General features: G+C 42.9%; 15 protein-coding genes. 11 read left to right on the forward strand and 4 right to left on the reverse strand.

Annotated elements, in window-relative coordinates; translation table 11 throughout:
• Positions 1-224: 224 nt before the first annotated feature.
• Entirely contained in the window at positions 225-4,910 is a 4,686-nt protein-coding gene (gene gltB, locus ACPZ3T_RS26245; protein WP_490272358.1) for a glutamate synthase large subunit, read from the reverse strand.
• Between the two features lie 775 nt (positions 4,911-5,685).
• Between gltB and ACPZ3T_RS26250 the strand changes: the two genes are divergently transcribed.
• The 10 genes from ACPZ3T_RS26250 to ACPZ3T_RS26295 all read left to right on the forward strand — a co-directional run bounded on the left by ACPZ3T_RS26250 (position 5,686) and on the right by ACPZ3T_RS26295 (position 15,334).
• Entirely contained in the window at positions 5,686-7,686 is a 2,001-nt protein-coding gene (locus tag ACPZ3T_RS26250; RefSeq protein WP_490272359.1) for a phosphodiester glycosidase family protein, read from the forward strand.
• 130 nt (positions 7,687-7,816) lie between these two features.
• Positions 7,817-7,993, forward strand: a complete 177-nt coding sequence (locus ACPZ3T_RS26255; protein ID WP_490272360.1) for a hypothetical protein — start codon at positions 7,817-7,819, stop codon at positions 7,991-7,993.
• Positions 7,994-8,131: 138 nt separating this feature from the next.
• Complete coding sequence (locus ACPZ3T_RS26260; RefSeq protein WP_490272361.1) at positions 8,132-8,551, forward strand: phosphomannose isomerase type II C-terminal cupin domain; 420 nt, start codon at positions 8,132-8,134, stop codon at positions 8,549-8,551.
• Positions 8,552-8,726: 175 nt separating this feature from the next.
• Positions 8,727-9,065 (forward strand): HesB/IscA family protein, encoded by a 339-nt coding sequence (locus ACPZ3T_RS26265; RefSeq protein WP_490272362.1) that lies wholly within the window; start codon positions 8,727-8,729, stop codon positions 9,063-9,065.
• Between the two features lie 107 nt (positions 9,066-9,172).
• Positions 9,173-9,556, forward strand: coding sequence for a 30S ribosomal protein S12 (gene rpsL, locus ACPZ3T_RS26270; RefSeq protein ID WP_015140400.1), 384 nt, complete (start codon positions 9,173-9,175; stop codon positions 9,554-9,556).
• Positions 9,557-9,964: 408 nt separating this feature from the next.
• Positions 9,965-10,435: a 30S ribosomal protein S7 gene (gene rpsG / locus ACPZ3T_RS26275; RefSeq protein WP_490272363.1), complete on the forward strand. Its 471-nt coding sequence runs from the start codon at positions 9,965-9,967 to the stop codon at positions 10,433-10,435.
• 137 nt (positions 10,436-10,572) lie between these two features.
• A complete protein-coding gene (gene fusA, locus ACPZ3T_RS26280; protein WP_490272364.1) occupies positions 10,573-12,651 on the forward strand; it encodes an elongation factor G in 2,079 nt (692 codons plus the stop codon).
• 22 nt (positions 12,652-12,673) lie between these two features.
• Positions 12,674-13,903 (forward strand): elongation factor Tu, encoded by a 1,230-nt coding sequence (gene tuf / locus ACPZ3T_RS26285; protein ID WP_490272365.1) that lies wholly within the window; start codon positions 12,674-12,676, stop codon positions 13,901-13,903.
• Positions 13,904-14,156: 253 nt separating this feature from the next.
• Entirely contained in the window at positions 14,157-14,474 is a 318-nt protein-coding gene (rpsJ, locus tag ACPZ3T_RS26290) for a 30S ribosomal protein S10 (protein ID WP_015113498.1), read from the forward strand.
• Between the two features lie 209 nt (positions 14,475-14,683).
• Complete coding sequence (locus ACPZ3T_RS26295) at positions 14,684-15,334, forward strand: LON peptidase substrate-binding domain-containing protein (protein WP_490272366.1); 651 nt, start codon at positions 14,684-14,686, stop codon at positions 15,332-15,334.
• Positions 15,335-15,349: 15 nt separating this feature from the next.
• Here the strand turns inward: ACPZ3T_RS26295 and pheA are convergent, their stop codons facing one another.
• Both pheA and ACPZ3T_RS26305 read right to left on the reverse strand, forming a co-directional pair.
• On the reverse strand, positions 15,350-16,228 hold the full coding sequence (gene pheA, locus ACPZ3T_RS26300; RefSeq protein ID WP_490272367.1) for a prephenate dehydratase: 879 nt from the start codon (positions 16,226-16,228) through the stop codon (positions 15,350-15,352).
• 120 nt (positions 16,229-16,348) lie between these two features.
• The gene (locus ACPZ3T_RS26305; RefSeq protein ID WP_490272368.1) at positions 16,349-18,031 is read right to left on the reverse strand and encodes a glycosyltransferase family 39 protein; all 1,683 of its coding nucleotides are present in this window, start codon (positions 18,029-18,031) and stop codon (positions 16,349-16,351) included.
• A gap of 299 nt (positions 18,032-18,330) precedes the next feature.
• Between ACPZ3T_RS26305 and ACPZ3T_RS26310 the strand changes: the two genes are divergently transcribed.
• Positions 18,331-18,918, forward strand: coding sequence for a DUF1997 domain-containing protein (locus tag ACPZ3T_RS26310; protein ID WP_490272369.1), 588 nt, complete (start codon positions 18,331-18,333; stop codon positions 18,916-18,918).
• 90 nt (positions 18,919-19,008) lie between these two features.
• Here ACPZ3T_RS26310 and ACPZ3T_RS26315 read toward each other — a convergent pair whose 3' ends face one another.
• Positions 19,009-19,644, reverse strand: coding sequence for a ribonuclease HII (locus ACPZ3T_RS26315; protein ID WP_490272370.1), 636 nt, complete (start codon positions 19,642-19,644; stop codon positions 19,009-19,011).
• Positions 19,645-19,898: the final 254 nt, after the last annotated feature.

A 19,898-nucleotide genomic window follows, 5' to 3' on the forward strand; every position in this document is an offset into this window, starting at 1 on the left:
TCGTAATTAACGTGATTATGTAGGGTGTGTTAGGCGTAAGCCGTAACGCACCTGAAGCTTTACTTGATGTTGTATTCTCGCTGATCACAGATTCTACATATTTTTTGAAAAATGAAATAGAAGTCCTATATTTGGCGTTGCTCTATGGGAAAATAGGGCAATTTTTAGTTTTATTAGTATTAGCTATTAGTCATTATCAGTGACTAATAGCTAATAACTAATAACTAAACTGAACTCAAATGTTTTTCAACCACAGCTTGGGGATTGGTTTCTGGACTATCAGCCTCGGAAGGAGGTACTAATTGCCAGAATCTGGGGAGAAATTCTGACCAATTTTGTAAGATGAATTTGGCTTTAGCTGAACCTGTCCGTTCTAGATGAGCAGTGATTAAATCTTTTAGCTGCTTCTCACCGGCGGCTGTAATTACCCGTTGAATTTTGACAATTTCTTTGTTGACTAACTCAGGGAATGAGCCATCTTCATCTAAGAAGTATGCTAGTCCACCAGTCATCCCGGCAGCTACGTTCCGTCCAACTTTGCCAAGAACTACAATTACGCCACCAGTCATATATTCACAGCAGTGATCCCCTGCGCCTTCAATGACAGCTACGCCTTTGGAGTTGCGAACAGCAAAGCGTTCTCCACCCAAACCATTGGCAAATAATACTCCACCTGTTGCACCGTACAAGCAAGTATTACCGACAATTACGTTATGTGATGGGTCATATTTGGCATCGGCTGGTGGTTTAATGATGATTTCGCCACCGTGCATTCCTTTACCTACGTAGTCGTTGGCTTCTCCTTCCAGAGTCAAAATCATGCCAGGAAGGTTAAACGCACCAAAGCTTTGTCCGACGCTACCAGTGAAGTTGAGGTTAATTTGCCCTTCAAAACCACTATCACCGTATTGGGAAGCGATCGCACCGGCTAATCTCGCGCCTACAGTTCTGTCAGTATTAACAATGGGTAAGTTCTTCGTAACTGTCGATTGGTTATGAATCGCCGCTTGAATAGTTAGATCGCCCAGGATTTGGTCATCTAGCACTGGCCCATTGCTGTGAACTGCTTCATGCTCTAACCAACTACGGTTGGTTTTGGTATCTGGTAGTTGAACTAAGCAATTGAGGTTGAGTGATTCGGTTTTAGTTAGTTTTACGCCTTGGCGGGTTGTCAGTAAATCCCCACGTCCGGTAATTTCTGACAAGGAACGATAACCCAGTCTTGCTAACAGACTTCTGACTTCTTCCGCAATGAAGTAGAAGAAATTAACAACGTATTCTGGAATACCTGCAAACCGCTTCCGTAGTTCTTCTTTTTGGGAAGCTACACCCACAGGACAGTTATTGGTGTGGCAAATTCTCGCCATGATACAACCTTCTGCAATCATGGCAATTGAGCCGAAGCCAAATTCTTCTGCACCCATCAATGCAGCCATCAAGACATCCCAACCAGTTTTGATTCCGCCATCTACGCGCAAAATGACGCGATCGCGTAAACTATTTTCCATCAACACCCGATGTACTTCAGTTAATCCCAATTCCCAAGGTGAACCCGCGTGCTTGATTGAACTCAGAGGAGATGCACCTGTACCGCCATCATGACCAGAAATTTGGATAATATCGGCGTTAGCTTTCGCTACACCAGCCGCGATTGTCCCTATACCGATTTCTGCCACTAATTTCACTGATACCTGGGCTTTCGGGTTAATTTGGTGCAAGTCAAAAATTAACTGTGCTAGGTCTTCAATGGAGTAAATATCATGGTGGGGTGGGGGTGAAATCAAGGTAACACCAGGTTTGGAGCGTCTTAACATGGCAATGTAAGGACTAACCTTTGGCCCTGGTAGTTGTCCGCCTTCCCCTGGTTTTGCCCCTTGGGCGATTTTGATTTCGATTTGTTTGGCACTGGCTAAATATCCTGGTGTCACCCCAAAGCGACCTGATGCTACTTGCTTGATGGCACTAGAAGCGGTGTCACCATTGCGTAACCCTTTCAGGTGGGGGAGGGTGGGTGAGTGTCCAGATTCATCCACGTCGTTGAGGACTTTGTAACGCACAGGATCTTCGCCACCTTCCCCAGAGTTGGACTTGCCACCTAAGCGGTTCATAGCGATCGCCAAGACTTCATGGGCTTCCCGTGACAATGCACCCAAGGACATCCCACCTGTACAGAAGCGTTTGACTATATCACTAACTGATTCTACTTCTTCTACAGGAATAGGAGTGCGATCGCTTTGGAAGTCTAACAAGTCCCGTAAGGCTGTAACTGGTCTACCTTGCAGATGTTGCTTGTAGACTTCGTAGTGGTCGTAATGCTTACCATCTACGGCTTTGTGCAATGCTTTCGCCAGTTCTGGGCTATTCATGTGGTATTCTCCACCAGGACGGAAGTTATAAAACCCTAGGTTCTCTAACTTCTTCACTGTTAGTTCTGGGAAGGCTTTACTGTGGAAGGACAGCACTTCTTGGGCTAAATCACTTACACTCAAGCCACCGATGCGGGAGGTTGTCCCCTGAAATCCTAGTTGTAATAAATCTCCGCCAATACCAATGGCTTCAAAGATTTGTGCGGCTTGATAGGTGGAGAGGAGAGAAATTCCCATTTTTGAGAGAATTTTCAGCAAACCGGACTCTACAGCTTTACGATAGTTAGCGATCGCTTGTTCTAAGCTGATGGCTTTCAGCTTACCCCGTTCCATGAAACTTTGGGTTTTGGGGTCATCCCACCAATCCCGCACGGTATCCAAAGCCATGTAAGGACAAACCGCACCCGCACCATAGCCAATTAAACAAGCAAAGTGGTGGGTACTCCAACATTGAGCGGTATCAACAACGAGGGAAGTTTTCATCCGCAAGCCTTCCCGAATGAGGTGGTGGTGTACTGCACCCACAGCTAATAAGGGGGGAATGTAGCTGTATTCAGAGGTAATACCACCATTAACGCGATCGCTCAAGATTAAAATTTTCGCACCTGCCCGCACTGATTCGGCAGCTTGTTGTTGTAAAGCCTCTACAGCGTCTTTTAATCCGGTGGGGCCGTGAGCAATGGCAAATATGGTTGATAGTTCAGCTGTGCCGAATCCTGATAGTTTAATCGCCTCTAATTCTGCTTCTGTTAAGACTGGTGACTCTAGCTTTAATCTTTTAGCGAATTGTGGCTTGGGTGCTAATAAGTTACCTCTTTCACCGAGCTCTACCTTCAACGACATCACCAATTTTTCCCGCAACGGGTCAATTGCGGGGTTGGTAACTTGGGCGAAACGCTGTTTGAAGTAGTCATACAACAGGTGAGGTTTATCTGACAGCACTGCCAGAGGAATATCATCCCCCATACAGAACGTTGGTTCTGCGCCGTTGCTAGCCATTGGCTGAATCACCATTTCTACATCTTCGGTGGTGTAGCCAAAGGCGAGTTGCTTTTGTAATAGAGTTTGTTTATCAATGCTGTTGGTGGTCAGATGTCCGTTTTCGGCTACTTTGTGACCGTTACCATTGCCATTGTTGGCTGAAGACTGTCCCACAACTTGTTTGAGGTCTTGGCGATATTGGCGCAGCCATTCACCGTAGGGATGTTTTTTCGCTGCACGCTGCTTGATGTCCCAATTCTTCAGGATTTCGTGGTTGACTAAATCCACCGCAATCATTTGCCCAGGGCCAAGTCTGCCTTTTTCGACAATGTTGGCTTCGGGAAAGTCTACTACACCAGCTTCGGAAGCAACTACAATGTAGTCGTCTTTGGTAATGAGATAACGGGCAGGTCTTAAGCCGTTGCGGTCTAAGGTTGCGCCGACTTTTGCACCATCACCGAATACTAACAGGGCTGGGCCGTCCCAGGCTTCTTGCAGACCACTGTAATATTCGTAAAAATCAACAATTTCAGGATAATCGGCTAAAGATGGTTGATTTTGATAAGCTTCTGGCACCATGATCATCAAAGCTTCTTCCGGGGCGCGGCCAGAACGCACTAATAACTCCACAACGTTATCTAGGGTGGCGGAGTCACTGCTATTAATATTAGCAACGGGTTTTAGGTCTGCGATGCGATCGCCCCAGATGGGATGATCTAAGGTAGCTTCCCGTGCCATCATCCAATTAATGTTACCTAATAAGGTATTGATTTCACCGTTATGACCCAACAACCGCATTGGTTGCGCTAGCGGCCATTTTGGCATCGTGTTGGTACTAAAGCGGCGGTGATATACAGCAAACGCACTCTTATATGCTGGGTTTTGTAAATCTTCGTAGAATTGTCCCAACACCGCAGAACGCACCATGCCTTTATAGACAATTGTCCGGCTAGATAATGAACAAATGTAAAGTTCTTCTGTAATACTTTTCGCGGCTTTAAATATGCGTTTGCGAGCAATATACAGTTGTTTTTCTAGCTCATCACCGGTGTGTTCTGAACTGAGCAAAACTTGTTCAATTTGGGGTTGATTGGCTCTGGCTTGTACTCCCAACAACTCAGGTTTTACTGGGACTACGCGCCAGCCCAGTACAGTTAGTTTTTCTTCGTTGGCTATTTTCTCAAAGCTGGCTTTTGCTTGTTTGGCGACTTCTGCATCTTGGGGTAAAAAGATCATCCCTACCGCCAAATTGCTATGAGATGCAAAGTCTATTTGTTCTCTAGAATATTCTGCTTGCAATAATTCCCAAGGAATCGCTGTTAAAACTCCTGCTCCATCACCAGAGTCATAGTCTGCGCTACAACCTCCCCGATGCTCTAAACAAGACAATGCTACTAAAGCCTTAGCCACAATGTCATGGCTGGCTTGATTTTGACGATGAGCAATAAAACCTACACCACAGGCATCTCGTTCTTCTACTAACCACTTTTGCCCTTGGTAGGTATCCCCTGAGTTCATATTTACTGTGATTTCTTGGTTTAGATTCATCGGTTGATCTTTCATAGCCTATTCCTGAGATGTCCTGAGATGTTAAGTCACTAACTTCGCTACTGCTGGTGAGAAAATTTTCTAAATTTCGTCGTGCATAGATACATGAAAATCACCGAAATTTAGATGTCGAATTTTAACTTTTGTTTCTTCAACTAAACTAGTTAAAATTTTGACTTTATTGTTTATGTATTTGTCCTATGTTAGATGCAATACCTTTATGTTGACTTGATATTTATAAATTGTGAAGCTGATGATTTTGTTAATTTTTGTTCTCTAAGAAATATACTTTTGAGATAGAGAATAGCTTTGGCTGAAAAAAACAAAATTTTGATTAAATGCTTCACTCCTTGACAGACAAAAATTATCCTGATTTAGTAGCAAAATCAGCGTATTACACTATAGACCCATTTGACAATTCCTAAGTATTTTTGTGAGTTGCTCAGTTTTTTACTAATATTTTTTTGACACCAAAATGCTGCTACTGTTTAGAATTTACTAAAGTAGTAACAGCAGCAAATATCCTTTGCGGGATCTATTATTTTAATCCAAGTTTGACTACCAAGACTACTGTCTATGGATTGGTCATCATGATTGCTAGTTAAAGCATTAGCTGACAAAGATGTTAGCAGCTAGTTTGCTAAATCTAATTTATAAGAGATAGGTAGCCAATATATAGGCTATCACGTTTTTACAAAAGATGAATCATTATTTTTTAAGATTTCCAGACAATTAGTTAATCTGTAACTTGGTTGATAATTTTGAACAGTACTTACAACTTACGGTAAAAATGCCAAATTATTGCCGACAACAGAATCATTGTGCTATTGCCAAAAAGTTCAACTATCAGTTATTTCAGGTGAGTGTATCGCCAATGATGGCGATCGCGCTATGTTTGTTGAATGTTAATACCACCAATGCCCAGGACTCAGGTACGACTCAACCACACACACAATTGACTGCACAGACTCCGGTATCTCCTGTTCCTAACACAATAGTTGCTGGTAGCCAAATTTCCTTAAATGGTCGCAACTTACCAGGTGCTTGGTTGCAAAAACCGACAGGAACAAATGCAGTTAAAACATATATCAGTGACGCTGCTCTCAGGCAACTGATGGGTATAGACCTATTAAGTAGTAATAACCCACTTACACAACCGATAGAGTGGTTTTCCTCCATTACTAGTCCCTTAGTTTTAGCTACCCATCTCCTCAGAGGATACCGCTATCTGGATGTGACTAACTTTGCCCAAACCTCAGGATGGCAAATGCAAGGGCAAGGAAACACCCTAGTAATTGTCACACCCAAAGCCGAAGTCAAAAATATTCGTCAAAGTTTACGCACACCAGTCATTATTAATGCTAAACGCTTACAAACATCCCGCATTGTTTTAGACTTAGACCGTCCTACCCCTTGGCAAGTTAAACAAGGATTACCGATTAAAACTCTTTTAGATGATCCTAACGCGCCTAGTTCTAATAGCTCTGCGCCCGTTAACAGGGAGTGGACAATTACCTTAGATGCGATCGCTGATAGTAGTTTAATTCAACGATACTCTCCCTTACCAACCCCAGTTCCAAATCTGCTCAAACAATCACCACCAACATCAGGATCTGAGGGATTAATTCAAAAAGTGGAGGTGATCAACAATCAAACTATGATTACCCTCAGTGTTCCTTTGGATCTGTCTCCTCAAATTACCACGATTAATAACCCCAATCGCCTAGTCATTGATTTACGTCCCGATAGTCTCAAACCGAAAGATATAAATTGGGCAAAGGGATTACGCTGGCGACAACAATTGATTACATTAGGGCAAGACCGCTTTCCTATAGTTTGGCTAGAAATTAATCCCCGCACCGTAGGGTTAGGTATCAAACCAATTACGGCTACCAATAATACCGTAGTTGGTACTGCCCCCTTAATTCAAACAGCCCAAAAAGACCTAGCTGTAGCCGCCATTAACGGTGGTTATTTCAACCGTAATAACAGATTACCCCTAGGGGCAATTCGTCGGGACGGTCAATGGCTATCTAGTCCTATTCTCAACCGAGGTGCGATCGCTTGGAATGATGCAGGACAATTTTACTTTGGTCGCCTCACATTACAAGAAAGTTTAACTACATCTACTAACTTGAGATCGCCGATTTTATTTCTTAACAGTGGCTATGTACAAAGTGGTATTGCTCGTTACACCCCTGCTTGGGGAGGGAGTTACACATCATTAACTGATAATGAAAGGGTTGTCATCGTCCAAAACAACAAAATTACTAATCAATTAGTAGGGAATAAAGCTGGCCAAACTAACTTTCCCATTCCCCAAGATGGCTACTTACTAGTATTACGTGGTACTGCTATTCCCCTAGCAGCACAGTTACCCATCGGTACTGATGTCAAGATTACAACTGCCACTACTCCATCGGAGTTTAATCGTTACCCTCACATCTTAGGTGCAGGGCCTTTGTTAGTACAGAATCGGCAAATTGTCCTTGATGGCAAAAGCGAACAGTTTAGTAATGCCTTCATCAATCAAAAAGCTAGTCGTAGTGCTATCTGTACAACAACAAACAATCAGCTAGTCATTGCGGCTGTACATAACCGTGCTGGGGGTACTGGGCCGACTTTGGCAGAACACGCCCAATTAATGAAGCTTTTAGGTTGTGTCAATGCCCTCAACTTAGACGGTGGCAGTTCCACCAGTCTTTACCTAGGAGGACAACTCCTTGACCGTTATCCTAATACGGCTGCACGGGTACACAATGGGCTAGGTATTTTCCTCCAGTCCCCATAACTAGAACAGTGTAAATACTTGTAGTTGAAATGGGCAGGGGGTAGGGGGCAGGGGAGCAGAGGGGCAGGGAGCAGGGGGAGACAAGGGAGACAAGAAAGACAAGGGGCAGGGGGAGTAGAACTCTTGAATTTTGAATTTTGAATTGATATGCCCAATGCCCAATGCCCAATGCCCAATGCCCCATATTTCCTTAATTTTGAATTTTGAATTAGTTTGTCCCCACTTCCTGTTTAAAGCTGAGAATAAGCAGCCATCAAGCTTAATGAAGAATTGGTGTAGACAATGTAGTTTCAGCAAAAATTATTGATCCAGAAAAGTTTCACTTTGCTATGTTTAGCAAGGTGAAACTAAATTGCCGATTTCTACGGTTGTAAAATTGCCTCAAAGTTTTCCATCAATTGTTAAGAGTAATGACGGTTTGTATATGTCTTCAAGTGAGGTAACTATGGCTCAACATCAAGAAAATACTAAGAGTAACACTTTATCATTGCCTACTGCGATCGCTAACCGCAGTGTTGCTGCTACAGAACTACGTCCTTGGGGTGCTTTCACAGTTTTAGAAGAAGGACGCGGCTACAAAATCAAGCGCATTGAAGTTAAGCCAGGACACCGCCTCAGCCTGCAAATGCACCATCACCGCAGTGAACACTGGATTGTTGTTTCTGGAACTGCTAGGGTAGTTTGCGGTGATCAAGAAATATTACTTGGTAATAATCAATCCACATACGTACCCCAATGCACAGCTCACCGTCTAGAAAATCCTGGAGTTATTCCTTTAGTACTGATTGAGGTGCAAAATGGCGAATACTTAGGTGAAGATGACATTATTCGCTATCAAGATGATTATGCCCGTACTGCTAATTAACACTGTTGGATGTTGGGTTTTAAGTGCCACACCACAGCATAAGCCTGATAACTGAATAAATTCTTCAGTCCCTACCTATTCGGTGGGGACAAATCAATTTTCAAATATTTGAGTGTTCAAGTCCAGTCATCTGTAATAATTAAAGATAGTGTCTTGAATTGCCTCAACTAGTTTCATGATTCATTTAAGCCCAGCCGCAGTTAGTGAAATCAGTCGCTTACAGGCAAAACAGCAGCGAAACACACATTTTAGGTTAGCGGTTAAACCCGGTGGCTGTTCTGGTTGGTTTTACGACCTTTCCTTTGATGAACAAATCAGAGTGGGCGATCGCATTTTCGACATTGACAGCTTGCAAGTCGTCGTAGATGCAGAAAGTTTTGCATACGTTGATGGTCTAGCCATAGACTATTCCGAAGACCTCATGGGGGGAGGTTTTCGTTTCCATAATCCTCAATCTGTTGTCACCTGTGGCTGTGGTAATTCGTTTTCTACGACTACACCACCTATGGTTTAAGCCAAAATTAAAAATAATCTGAAAGTTTGACATGAAACTAGAAAAAAAGCTATAATCAGGATTTGTTAAAACTTAGACATAGCAAGCAGCTTCACGCGCTGTAACTCATGCCAACAATACAGCAATTAATACGTAGTGAACGCGAAAAAGCGCGTCAGAAAACCAAGTCTCCCGCTCTCAAGCAATGCCCCCAGCGTCGGGGTGTTTGCACCAGAGTTTATACGACTACACCTAAAAAACCTAACTCCGCTCTGCGGAAAGTAGCCAGGGTAAGATTAACATCTGGGTTTGAAGTAACAGCTTACATTCCCGGAATTGGCCACAATTTACAAGAACACTCAGTTGTGATGATTCGTGGTGGTCGGGTTAAGGATCTACCTGGTGTGAGATACCATATCATTCGCGGCACTTTGGACACAGCCGGAGTCAAAGACCGCAAACAAGGTCGTTCCAAATATGGAACTAAACGGCCAAAAGAAGCCAAGAAATAAGACAAGTGATTAATCGTAATCTATTGCGATTAGTCTCTTGACTCAAAAGCGTCCAGATTGCATAACAACTGATTAATCGCTTGTTCTGAAACAGAAATCATTAATTTATCAACTAACTGTTTACAGAAATTATTCCAGCTTCTCCCCCACCACTACACTCAGCGAGCAAGTGTAGTGAGTATTCAAAACGCTGTAAGCGGCAGCAGCGTTTGTATGATCCAACTAAATTTAAAAGACGTTGTCGCTTTGTTGTCCGAAGTTTTTGAGGATACAAGTCCATAAAATTAGGGTATTTGCGACCGGAAAGTACACCTTCGCCGATTCGCATCTGTAGCTCCCAGAGCTTCAGCAAAGCCTTTGTCTGATAGCATATAATTTCGTTGCCAAAATCCGAATTAAGGTTAAAGTATGTCTCGTCGTGGTGTTATTCAAAGGCGTCCAGTTCCGCCTGACTCTGTATACAACAGTCGGCTTGTGAGTATGATCATCCGACGGATAATGCGTCATGGCAAAAAATCCCTGGCAGCCCGTATCGTTTATGATGCCTTAAAAACCGTAGAGGAACGCACAGGCACAAATGCACTAGAAGTATTTGAAAGAGCAGTGCGAAACGCTACCCCTCTAGTAGAAGTGAAAGCTCGCCGAGTTGGTGGAGCAACCTATCAAGTACCAATGGAAGTACGTACAGAAAGAGGTACTACCCTAGCTTTACGTTGGTTAGTACAATTTTCTCGTTCTAGACCTGGACGTACCATGGCTAGCAGATTAGCTAATGAATTATTAGATGCAGCCAATGAAAGCGGAAATGCTATTCGCAAACGGGAAGAAACACACCGGATGGCGGAAGCAAACAAAGCTTTTGCTCACTATCGTTACTAAGTAAAATGGCGGTATATCGTGCCTTCAGAAGCGATATATCGCGGCCTTACAAAAAAAACGGTTTTCTCTAAAAGTATAGAATCTTAACAAAGAGTAATATACAAGATATCATGAGGCAAAAACTATAGGAGGCTACTGTGGCACGTACCAACCCGCTAGAGAAAGTACGCAACATCGGTATTGCGGCGCACATAGATGCGGGAAAAACAACTACAACAGAGAGAATATTATTTTACTCTGGCATAATTCATAAAATTGGTGAAGTTCACGAAGGGACTGCTGTAACTGACTGGATGGATCAAGAGCGGGAGAGGGGAATTACCATCACCGCCGCAGCGATCAGTACCAGTTGGAAAGATCATCAAATTAACATTATCGATACTCCAGGTCACGTAGACTTCACAATTGAAGTTGAACGCTCCATGCGGGTGTTAGATGGTGTAATTGCGGTATTTTGTTCTGTAGGTGGTGTCCAACCCCAATCAGAGACAGTTTGGCGGCAAGCAGACCGTTACAAAGTGCCTCGGATTGCCTTTATCAACAAAATGGATCGCACAGGAGCGAACTTTTACCGAGTTCATGAGCAAATGTGCGATCGCCTGCGGGCGAATGCCATTGCCATTCAACTACCAATTGGCAGTGAAAGCGAATTTCAAGGCATTGTAGACTTAGTACGCAAGCGTGCCTATATTTACAGCAACGACCAAGGTACAGATATCCAAGAAACAGAGATCCCAGCAGAATTGCAAGAGCAAGCGGAAGAGTACTACACCAAGCTTGTAGAAGCAGTTGCAGAAACTGATGACGATCTCATGAATAAGTACTTCGAGGGTGAAGCACTTACAGAAGAAGAAATCAAAAATGCCCTACGCAAAGGTACAATTGCTGGCACAATCGTACCCGTACTGTGTGGTTCAGCCTTTAAAAACAAAGGCGTGCAATTGATGTTGGATGCGGTAGTTGATTATCTACCAGCACCGATAGATGTGCCACCCATCCAAGGTACATTGCCAAATGGTGAAACCGTAGAGCGCCGTTCTGATGACAACGAACCTCTAGCGGCTTTGGCATTTAAGATTATGGCTGACCCCTACGGCCGCCTCACCTTCGTCCGTGTCTACTCTGGCGTACTGAAAAAGGGTAGTTACGTTCTGAACGCGACCAAAGATAAAAAAGAACGGATTTCTCGCTTAGTGCTAATGAAAGCCGACGAGCGTCAAGACGTTGATGAACTGCGGGCAGGGGACTTAGGTGCAGCAGTAGGCTTAAAAGATACCTTGACAGGTGATACTCTTTGTGACGAAGGCGCACCAGTAATTCTCGAATCCCTGTTCATTCCTGAACCCGTGATTTCAGTTGCGGTTGAACCCAAAACTAAGAACGACATGGACAAATTGTCCAAGGCTCTGCAATCACTATCGGAAGAAGACCCCACCTTCCGCGTTAGTGTCGACCAAGAAACCAACCAAACCGTAATCGCGGGGATGGGAGAATTACACCTAGAAATTCTTGTAGACCGGATGCTGCGTGAATTTAAAGTGGAAGCTAACGTGGGTGCGCCACAGGTAGCTTACCGCGAAACAATTCGCAAAGCCGTCAACAGAATTGAAGGTAAGTTCATTCGTCAAAGTGGTGGTAAAGGTCAGTACGGTCACGTTGTGATTGATCTAGAACCAGGTGAGCCTGGAAGTGGCTTTGAATTTGTTTCCAAAATTGTCGGTGGTGTTGTACCCAAAGAGTACATCAACCCCGCAGAACAGGGAATGAAAGAGTGTTGTGAATCTGGTGTACTAGCTGGATATCCACTGATTGATGTGAAAGCTACTTTAGTGGATGGTTCATACCATGACGTAGACTCTTCAGAAATGGCTTTCAAAATCGCTGGCTCAATGGCGATGAAAGAGGCGGTAAACAAAGCTGCACCCGTACTCTTAGAGCCTATGATGAAAGTTGAGGTAGAAGTTCCCGAAAACTTCCTGGGTGATGTGATGGGCGACCTCAATTCCCGTCGTGGCCAAATTGAAGGAATGGGATCTGAGCAAGGTCTAGCCAAAGTGACTGCTAAAGTCCCCTTGGCAGAAATGTTTGGCTATGCTACCGATATCCGGTCAAAAACCCAAGGTCGGGGCATCTTCTCTATGGAGTTTAGCCACTACGATGAAGTGCCTCGCAACGTGGCTGAGGCAATCATAGCAAAAAGCAAAGGGAACGCTTAATTAAAAAAGGAAACGAGCATTCATGGCACGCGCAAAGTTTGAAAGAAACAAACCCCACGTTAACATCGGTACTGTTGGCCACGTTGACCACGGTAAAACTACATTAACAGCAGCTATTACCATGACATTGGCTGCTTTAGGTAAAGCTGAAGCTAAAGCTTACGACCAAATCGACAACGCACCCGAAGAAAAAGCACGGGGTATTACAATCAACACCGCTCACGTTGAGTATGAGACTGAAAACCGTCACTATGCTCACGTAGACTGTCCCGGACACGCTGACTATGTGAAAAACATGATCACTGGTGCAGCACAAATGGACGGAGCTATCCTCGTGGTAGCTGCTACCGATGGCCCTATGCCCCAAACTCGTGAACATATTCTGTTAGCACGTCAGGTAGGTGTACCTAAGCTAGTAGTCTTCTTAAATAAAGAAGACATGATGGAAGATGATGAACTACTAGAATTAGTAGAACTAGAACTTAGAGAACTACTAACTGAGTATGGTTTTGATGGTGATGAAATCCCCATCATTAGAGGATCAGGTCTGCAAGCTCTAGAGGCCATGACCAAGAATAACAAGACCCAAAAGGGAGAAAATCCTTGGGTTGATAAAATCTACGCATTAATGGATGCTGTAGATTCCTACATTCCTGACCCAGAGCGCGATATTGACAAGCCTTTCTTGATGGCGGTAGAAGACGTGTTCTCGATCACAGGTCGTGGTACAGTAGCAACTGGCCGGATTGAACGTGGTAAGGTCAAAGTTGGCGATAACGTTGAACTAGTAGGTATTAGAGATACCCGTAACACCACCGTTACAGGGATCGAGATGTTCAAGAAGAGCCTCGATGAAGGTATGGCTGGTGATAACGCTGGTGTACTCCTGCGCGGTATCCAAAAGGCCGATATTGAACGGGGTATGGTAATTGCTAAACCCGGTTCTATCACTCCTCACACCCAATTTGAAGGTGAAGTATACGTACTCACCGAAAAAGAAGGTGGTCGGAAAACACCCTTCTTCTCTGGCTATCGTCCCCAGTTCTATGTGCGGACAACTGATGTAACCGGCACTATCACCGCCTTCACCTCCGATGATGGCAGCGCAGCAGAAATGGTAATGCCCGGCGATCGCATCAAAATGACAGTAGAATTGATCAACCCCATCGCTATTGAGCAAGGTATGCGCTTTGCGATTCGTGAAGGCGGCCGCACCATCGGTGCTGGTGTCGTCTCTAAAATCCTCAAATAGTACCTTTTTAACCTAATAACTAAGAGCAGAGACGGTAAAATCCTCTCTGCTCTTTTATCTGACTTGAGAAACTAAAGACTAGGGATTGGGTACTGGGGGCTAGAGACTGGGAAGCAAATAGGTAAAAGGCAAAAGAAACAATCTTTTTTACTTTTTTGATCCTATGGCCAATCCCCAATCCCCACTCCTCAATCCCCAATCCCCAATCCCTAATACCCAATCACTAAATTAATCAGAACCTGGAAAATTAAAGATGGCAACTCTACAGCAGCAAAAGATCAGAATCCGTTTAAAAGCCTTTGACCGTCGATTATTGGATACATCTTGCGAGAAGATTGTAGACACAGCTAATCGTACTAACGCTACAGCTATAGGTCCTATTCCCTTACCAACAAAACGCAAAATCTATTGTGTGCTACGTTCCCCTCACGTAGATAAAGATTCCCGTGAACACTTTGAAACCCGCACCCATCGCCGCATTATCGATATCTACCAACCCTCTTCTAAAACTATCGATGCTCTGATGAAATTAGATTTGCCATCAGGTGTAGACATTGAAGTAAAACTTTAAATAAGAGTTCAAAGTTAATCATCCACTCTCAGCATTTACAAGCTGATTGATTATGAACTAATTGATGAATGTAGGAATATTCACCTAGCCCTGAGCGAATTTATCTCAGGGCTTTTTATTAACTGTAAAACAGATGATACAATGTAGACAAATTAAAGGGAAAGCAGAGAATAATAAATTTTTATAGTTAAATTTATATTCAGGTAACAATGACATCTTCTTCTAGAATTGCAGTTCGTGAACTACCTCTGTTCCCGTTACCCGAAGTAGTTCTGTTTCCCACGCGACCATTACCCCTGCATATCTTTGAGTTTCGCTACCGAATCATGATGAACACGATTCTATCAAGCGATCGCAGGTTTGGTGTACTCATGATTGATCCAGTCACAGGTCAAATCGCTAATGTTGGATGCTGTGCAGAAATTATTCACTACCAGCGTCTACCAGAGGATCGCATGAAAATGCTTACCCTAGGACAACAAAGATTTCGGGTTTTAGAGTACGTCCGGGAAAAACCTTATCGTGTCGGCTTAGTAGAATGGATAGAAGATCACCCACCAAGTAAAGATTTGCGTCCTTTAGCGACAGAAGTAGAACAACTACTACGTGATGTAGTTCGACTCTCCGCTAAGTTAACAGAACAAAATATAGAACTCCCTGAAGAGTTGCCTGATTTGCCCATTGAGCTATCTTATTGGGTGGCAAGTAATCTTTATGGTGTGGCGGCCGAGCAACAGTCATTATTAGAAATGCAAGACACGGCCACTCGCTTAGAACGAGAAGCAGAAATTTTGACTACTACTCGTAATCACTTGGCAGCTCGTTCTGTACTTAAAGATACCTTTAATCCCAATTTATAAGTTATCAGCTCATCCTCAAGAGTCTTGGGTACTGATTGGGAGAACATTGTAACTACCAAAAATTTTCAGAACTTCTGTATATGTGTTCAGTTCTGCTAGAGCTGAGTGCATTTTTGGTGTGTTGACAGCAGCTTCTAAATCAATAAAAAATAAATACTCTCCTAGCGATCGCTTTGTTGGCCGAGATTCGATCCGACTGAGGTTAATTCCTTGTAAAGCAAACACTAGTAGGGTTTTAACTAAAGCTCCTGGTACGTTAGCAGGGACACTAAAAGCCACAGATGTGTGAGTGGCAGTATCTAAGCGTAGTTGCTGCGTAATATCTGTTTCTCCCTGACTGATCACCCAAAAGCGGGTGCAGTTGTCGGGATAATCGTTAATCTGATCAGCTAATATCGGCAAATTGTAAATTTGTGCGGCTCTAGTAGAAGCGATCGCGGCGGCTGTGACATCCTGATCTAAAGCTTTTAATGCTTCAGTAGTAGAATTAGTAGGGATGATACTCACATTAGTCAGAAACTCTCCCAGCCAATTTTGACACTGCCCCAAGGCTTGGGGATGAGAATAAACAGTTTTAATCTCATCTAGACTAGGAGCGCAGGAAATCAAAGTATGGGCAATCGGCATGACTAATGCTGATTGAATCCGTAAGCTGTCTAACTGCCACAATGTATCCATTGTCATGGTGACACTGCCTTCAATAGAATTTTCTACAGGCACAACAGCTAATTGTGTTTGTCCTTGAGCAACGGCTTTGAGTGATTGAGCAATACTAGGATAGGGGTGTAAGATGCCTTCAATACCTATATTCTGTTGCAACCAGTTAACATAAAAAATAGTTGCCTGTTCTGCGTAAGTTCCCGGTGGGCCTAAATGGGCAATTGATAGAGTCACGTCGCTTCGCTCCCAATTCAAAATTCAAAATTAATCAACCGACAGATCAATCCAGGAGATAGAATTAATCTTGCTTAAATTATGGTGTTACTAGTCTGCTTTTCTTTGGTTTAAATACTATTAATTAGAATGGGCTTGAGCCAAGCAACGATAGAGTTTATAACGATATTCGCCGGCAAAGTTGCCATATTCTTGATCCAATACACAGTTTTGGGATACTAAATCAACTGGTTGGCGAAATTCGACTAACCACAAATCTAAAGGGCGCGGTAGTTGAGTGAGTTGTTCTCCTAAGATTTGTTGGGCTTGAGTAGAAGTCTGATGATTTGGATCTTGAGCAGCTAAGAAAAACTGTAAATTCTTCACAGGTTGATTTTGCAATTCCCAAGCTAACCCCATCATTCTGCCAGTTTGACCATGATGAATATGTGTTGTAGCAATTAGCACATTATTTCTAGAGGCTTTGTGAATGATGGTGGCGAGGATATCAGGACGTTGATTTTGCAAGTAACCCAGATTTCCAGTTACTATCACACCTCCTAAACTTGCCATCAATAAAATTATGCTGACTGCCACTTTACCATGTGGGATTAATGGCAATTTTGGTAGTTGATACCAGCAGCCTGCTAAAGCAACCCCCAAGAGCAAAATGACTGGGGGAGCGTAATAAAACTGGAAACGGGCTGCTAAGGTTAAATCCTTACCAAATCCGTAGGTTAACAATAAAGTTAAAGCGATCGCAGCTACAACATACCCAGTTAAAATTTGCAAAGTCAGATGACTTTCCGCATCTTGTGGGTAAATTTTCCAGCCATGAATTATCTGTGGTAGACTCCACATCAAAAACAACAATGTCACCACACCAGAAATAATTACTACCGTTAGAGATAAAGTTGTCAGGGCAGACGGTAACAACAACAGCATACTCATCAGCCACAGTAGTAACCGCGCCAATGGTTCTACCCATCTAATATGGGGACTACTACTTGCTACCCAAGTAGTTAAATCACTTCCAGGAATATTTTGTAAGTTCGGTATCCACACTACACATCCTATGAAAGTGCCTAGAGCAACTATCCCCATCCGCCACCAACTAATCTGCTGATTTTTCAGTCGCCACATTTGTGCAAGCAATACCAAGCCTTCTGCACAAAGGGTGAGCAAGAAAAAATAATGAGTTGCTACCCCCAAGCTATTAATAACTATCCAGGTAAATACTAGCCATGTCGGTAAATATTGTTGCCGATCAATTTTCTGAATGGCGAGGATGAGACAATATAAAGAAGCAATTACTAGCAACATCACCAAACTATAATGACGGGCTTCTCTAGCTAAAAAGATTGTATAAGGCGAAACTGCCATCATCGCTGCTGCTAACTGAGCCACCAACTGGGAGCGAAAAGTCAAATAGCCAAAACAGAACATGGCAGGAATTGATATTACTCCCAATAAAGCACTGAGTGAACGTGCCGTAAAAACAGATACTACTTCCCCCACAGGGGAAAAAAATTTCATCCACAAATGGGCAATTACAAAATATACAGGGGGATGGGTGCTTTCTTGCAATAAATGTTCAAGGACTGTGCTGATATTAGTTATTGATGTAGGTTGGAGTGGTTGTAACAAAATATCTGCACTAATGAGTTGATTGAGCGGTACTGTACGGAAACTATTGCCCAAACTAAATACCATCGTGGCACATTCATCAGTCCAAGGGGGCAAGGAATCCAGATAAAAAAAGCGTAAACTAGCACCGACAATTAACCAGAGCATTAGTAGTAACAGGTGAAAATGAGTTTTCATCAGGAACTGCCAAATTGAACAAGAGTGGTAAGCAATGTCTTTAGTTCTGAGCCAAATAAGTGATCAAAGTTACTACTATTTGTAATTACTCAAAATAAATGTCTTTTCTGCCCAAAGATTGTTTATCTTTTCAGGTATAATGGCGAATTTTTTAAAATTAAATTTAAATCAGACAAGGATTGAAATACCTAATGTTAAGTATAAGCAATTTTATTGTGTCAATTTTTTAGGGAATTAAAAACCATAAATTGGCAAATTAATCAATAATAAAATTATCAAACAATTACTGTCTTTAACTCATGGCTACCAGGTTTACTGCGTCCCAATCGGTAGAAATTGCTGTGCCACAGCAAACTATTCCTATTCAGCACTACTTGCGTCAGCCGCAACGTCTAGTTAATGCTTTGGTTGATCAAAGGCGCATTCAGCAGCTTTCTGAGGAAGTATTTCGTTTAAAAATGCGTCCTTTGACTTTTATGTCTTTGAGTATTCAACCTACTGTAGACATGAGAGTCTGGGCAGAATCAAATGGCACAATTTATCTGCGATCGCTAGGCTGTGAAATTCTCGGTTTTGAGTATATTAATCAGCGTTTCTCTCTAAATTTACGAGGGTATTTGTCTCCATACCAACTCAGTAGTGAAACTCGTCTCAGAGGTCAAGCTGATTTAGAAGTGCAGGTGGAGTTACCACCACCATTTTCTTTCACGCCTAAGCCAATCTTAGAAACCACAGGTAATGGTCTACTCAAGAGTGTTTTATTAACAGTTAAGCAGCGATTAACCCATCAACTGTTAGTAGATTATCGCCAATGGGTAATTTCACAAACTCAAAATCAGAGTTTAAACAATGACGCACCTAATTTACCGTTCCTCAATTTAGAGTAATTTTTGGTGTAAGGGTGTAAGGGTGTAAGGGTGTAAGGGTGTAGGGGAGAAATAATTTATATTTATTCTTTCCCTCATACCCCCATACCCCTATACCCCTATACCCCTACTTTGACAAGGACGAAAAGACTTACGGTGTAGAGGAGAACAGCCGTATTTTTGCAATGCTAATAAATGCTTTTGACTGCCATAACCCTTGTTATTCTCTAAATCATACATGGGATATTTGGCAGCTAAACGCATGATCAAATCGTCACGCCAAACTTTAGCCACAATACTAGCAGCAGCAATGGAGAGCGATCGCTCATCTCCTTTGATGATGGTTTGTTGTGGCATAGCTAAGTCTTTCACCAACTGATTACCATCTATCAAGCAAAGAGCAGGCTGTACTGTGAGTTTGTTGACAGCCCGCTTCATAGCCAATAGAGTTGCTTGCAAAATATTGATTTGGTCAATTTCCGCAGTGGAAGCATAACCAATTTTCCAGTCGGTTGCTAGGGTATAAATTTGTTGAGCTAGTTTAACTCTGCGAGTCATAGATAGTTTTTTACTATCTTTAATTTCAGCTGCTGTTAGCAGTGGTAATGCAGAGCTTGGTAGTATAACTGCTGCTGCAACTACAGGGCCAAACAAACAGCCGCGCCCGACTTCATCTACTCCAGCTATCAAACCGGGAATATTTGCTACAGTGGAGGAAAACTCTAGCCAAGGAGTTTCCTTTGACACTCCCTGAAATTCTATTTCAGGGATTCTTGCTTCATCGGGAGATCCAAAATACCCCAAGGACGAATCCATACAGCAATATCCCAGATTACTTTACCCTTAGCAAGCATACACCGGCTGCCCGACGGCGAATCAATATTTTGCCACCCATTTCGAGACAGGTTCCTCCCTTGCGGCGAGACTCTGCCTGTGTTGTGGACAAATTCATCATATCATTCAACGGTCAAATAAATTTGACCTGTTCGCTTATATCCCCC

Source organism: Aliinostoc maniaoense, from assembly GCF_058172895.1.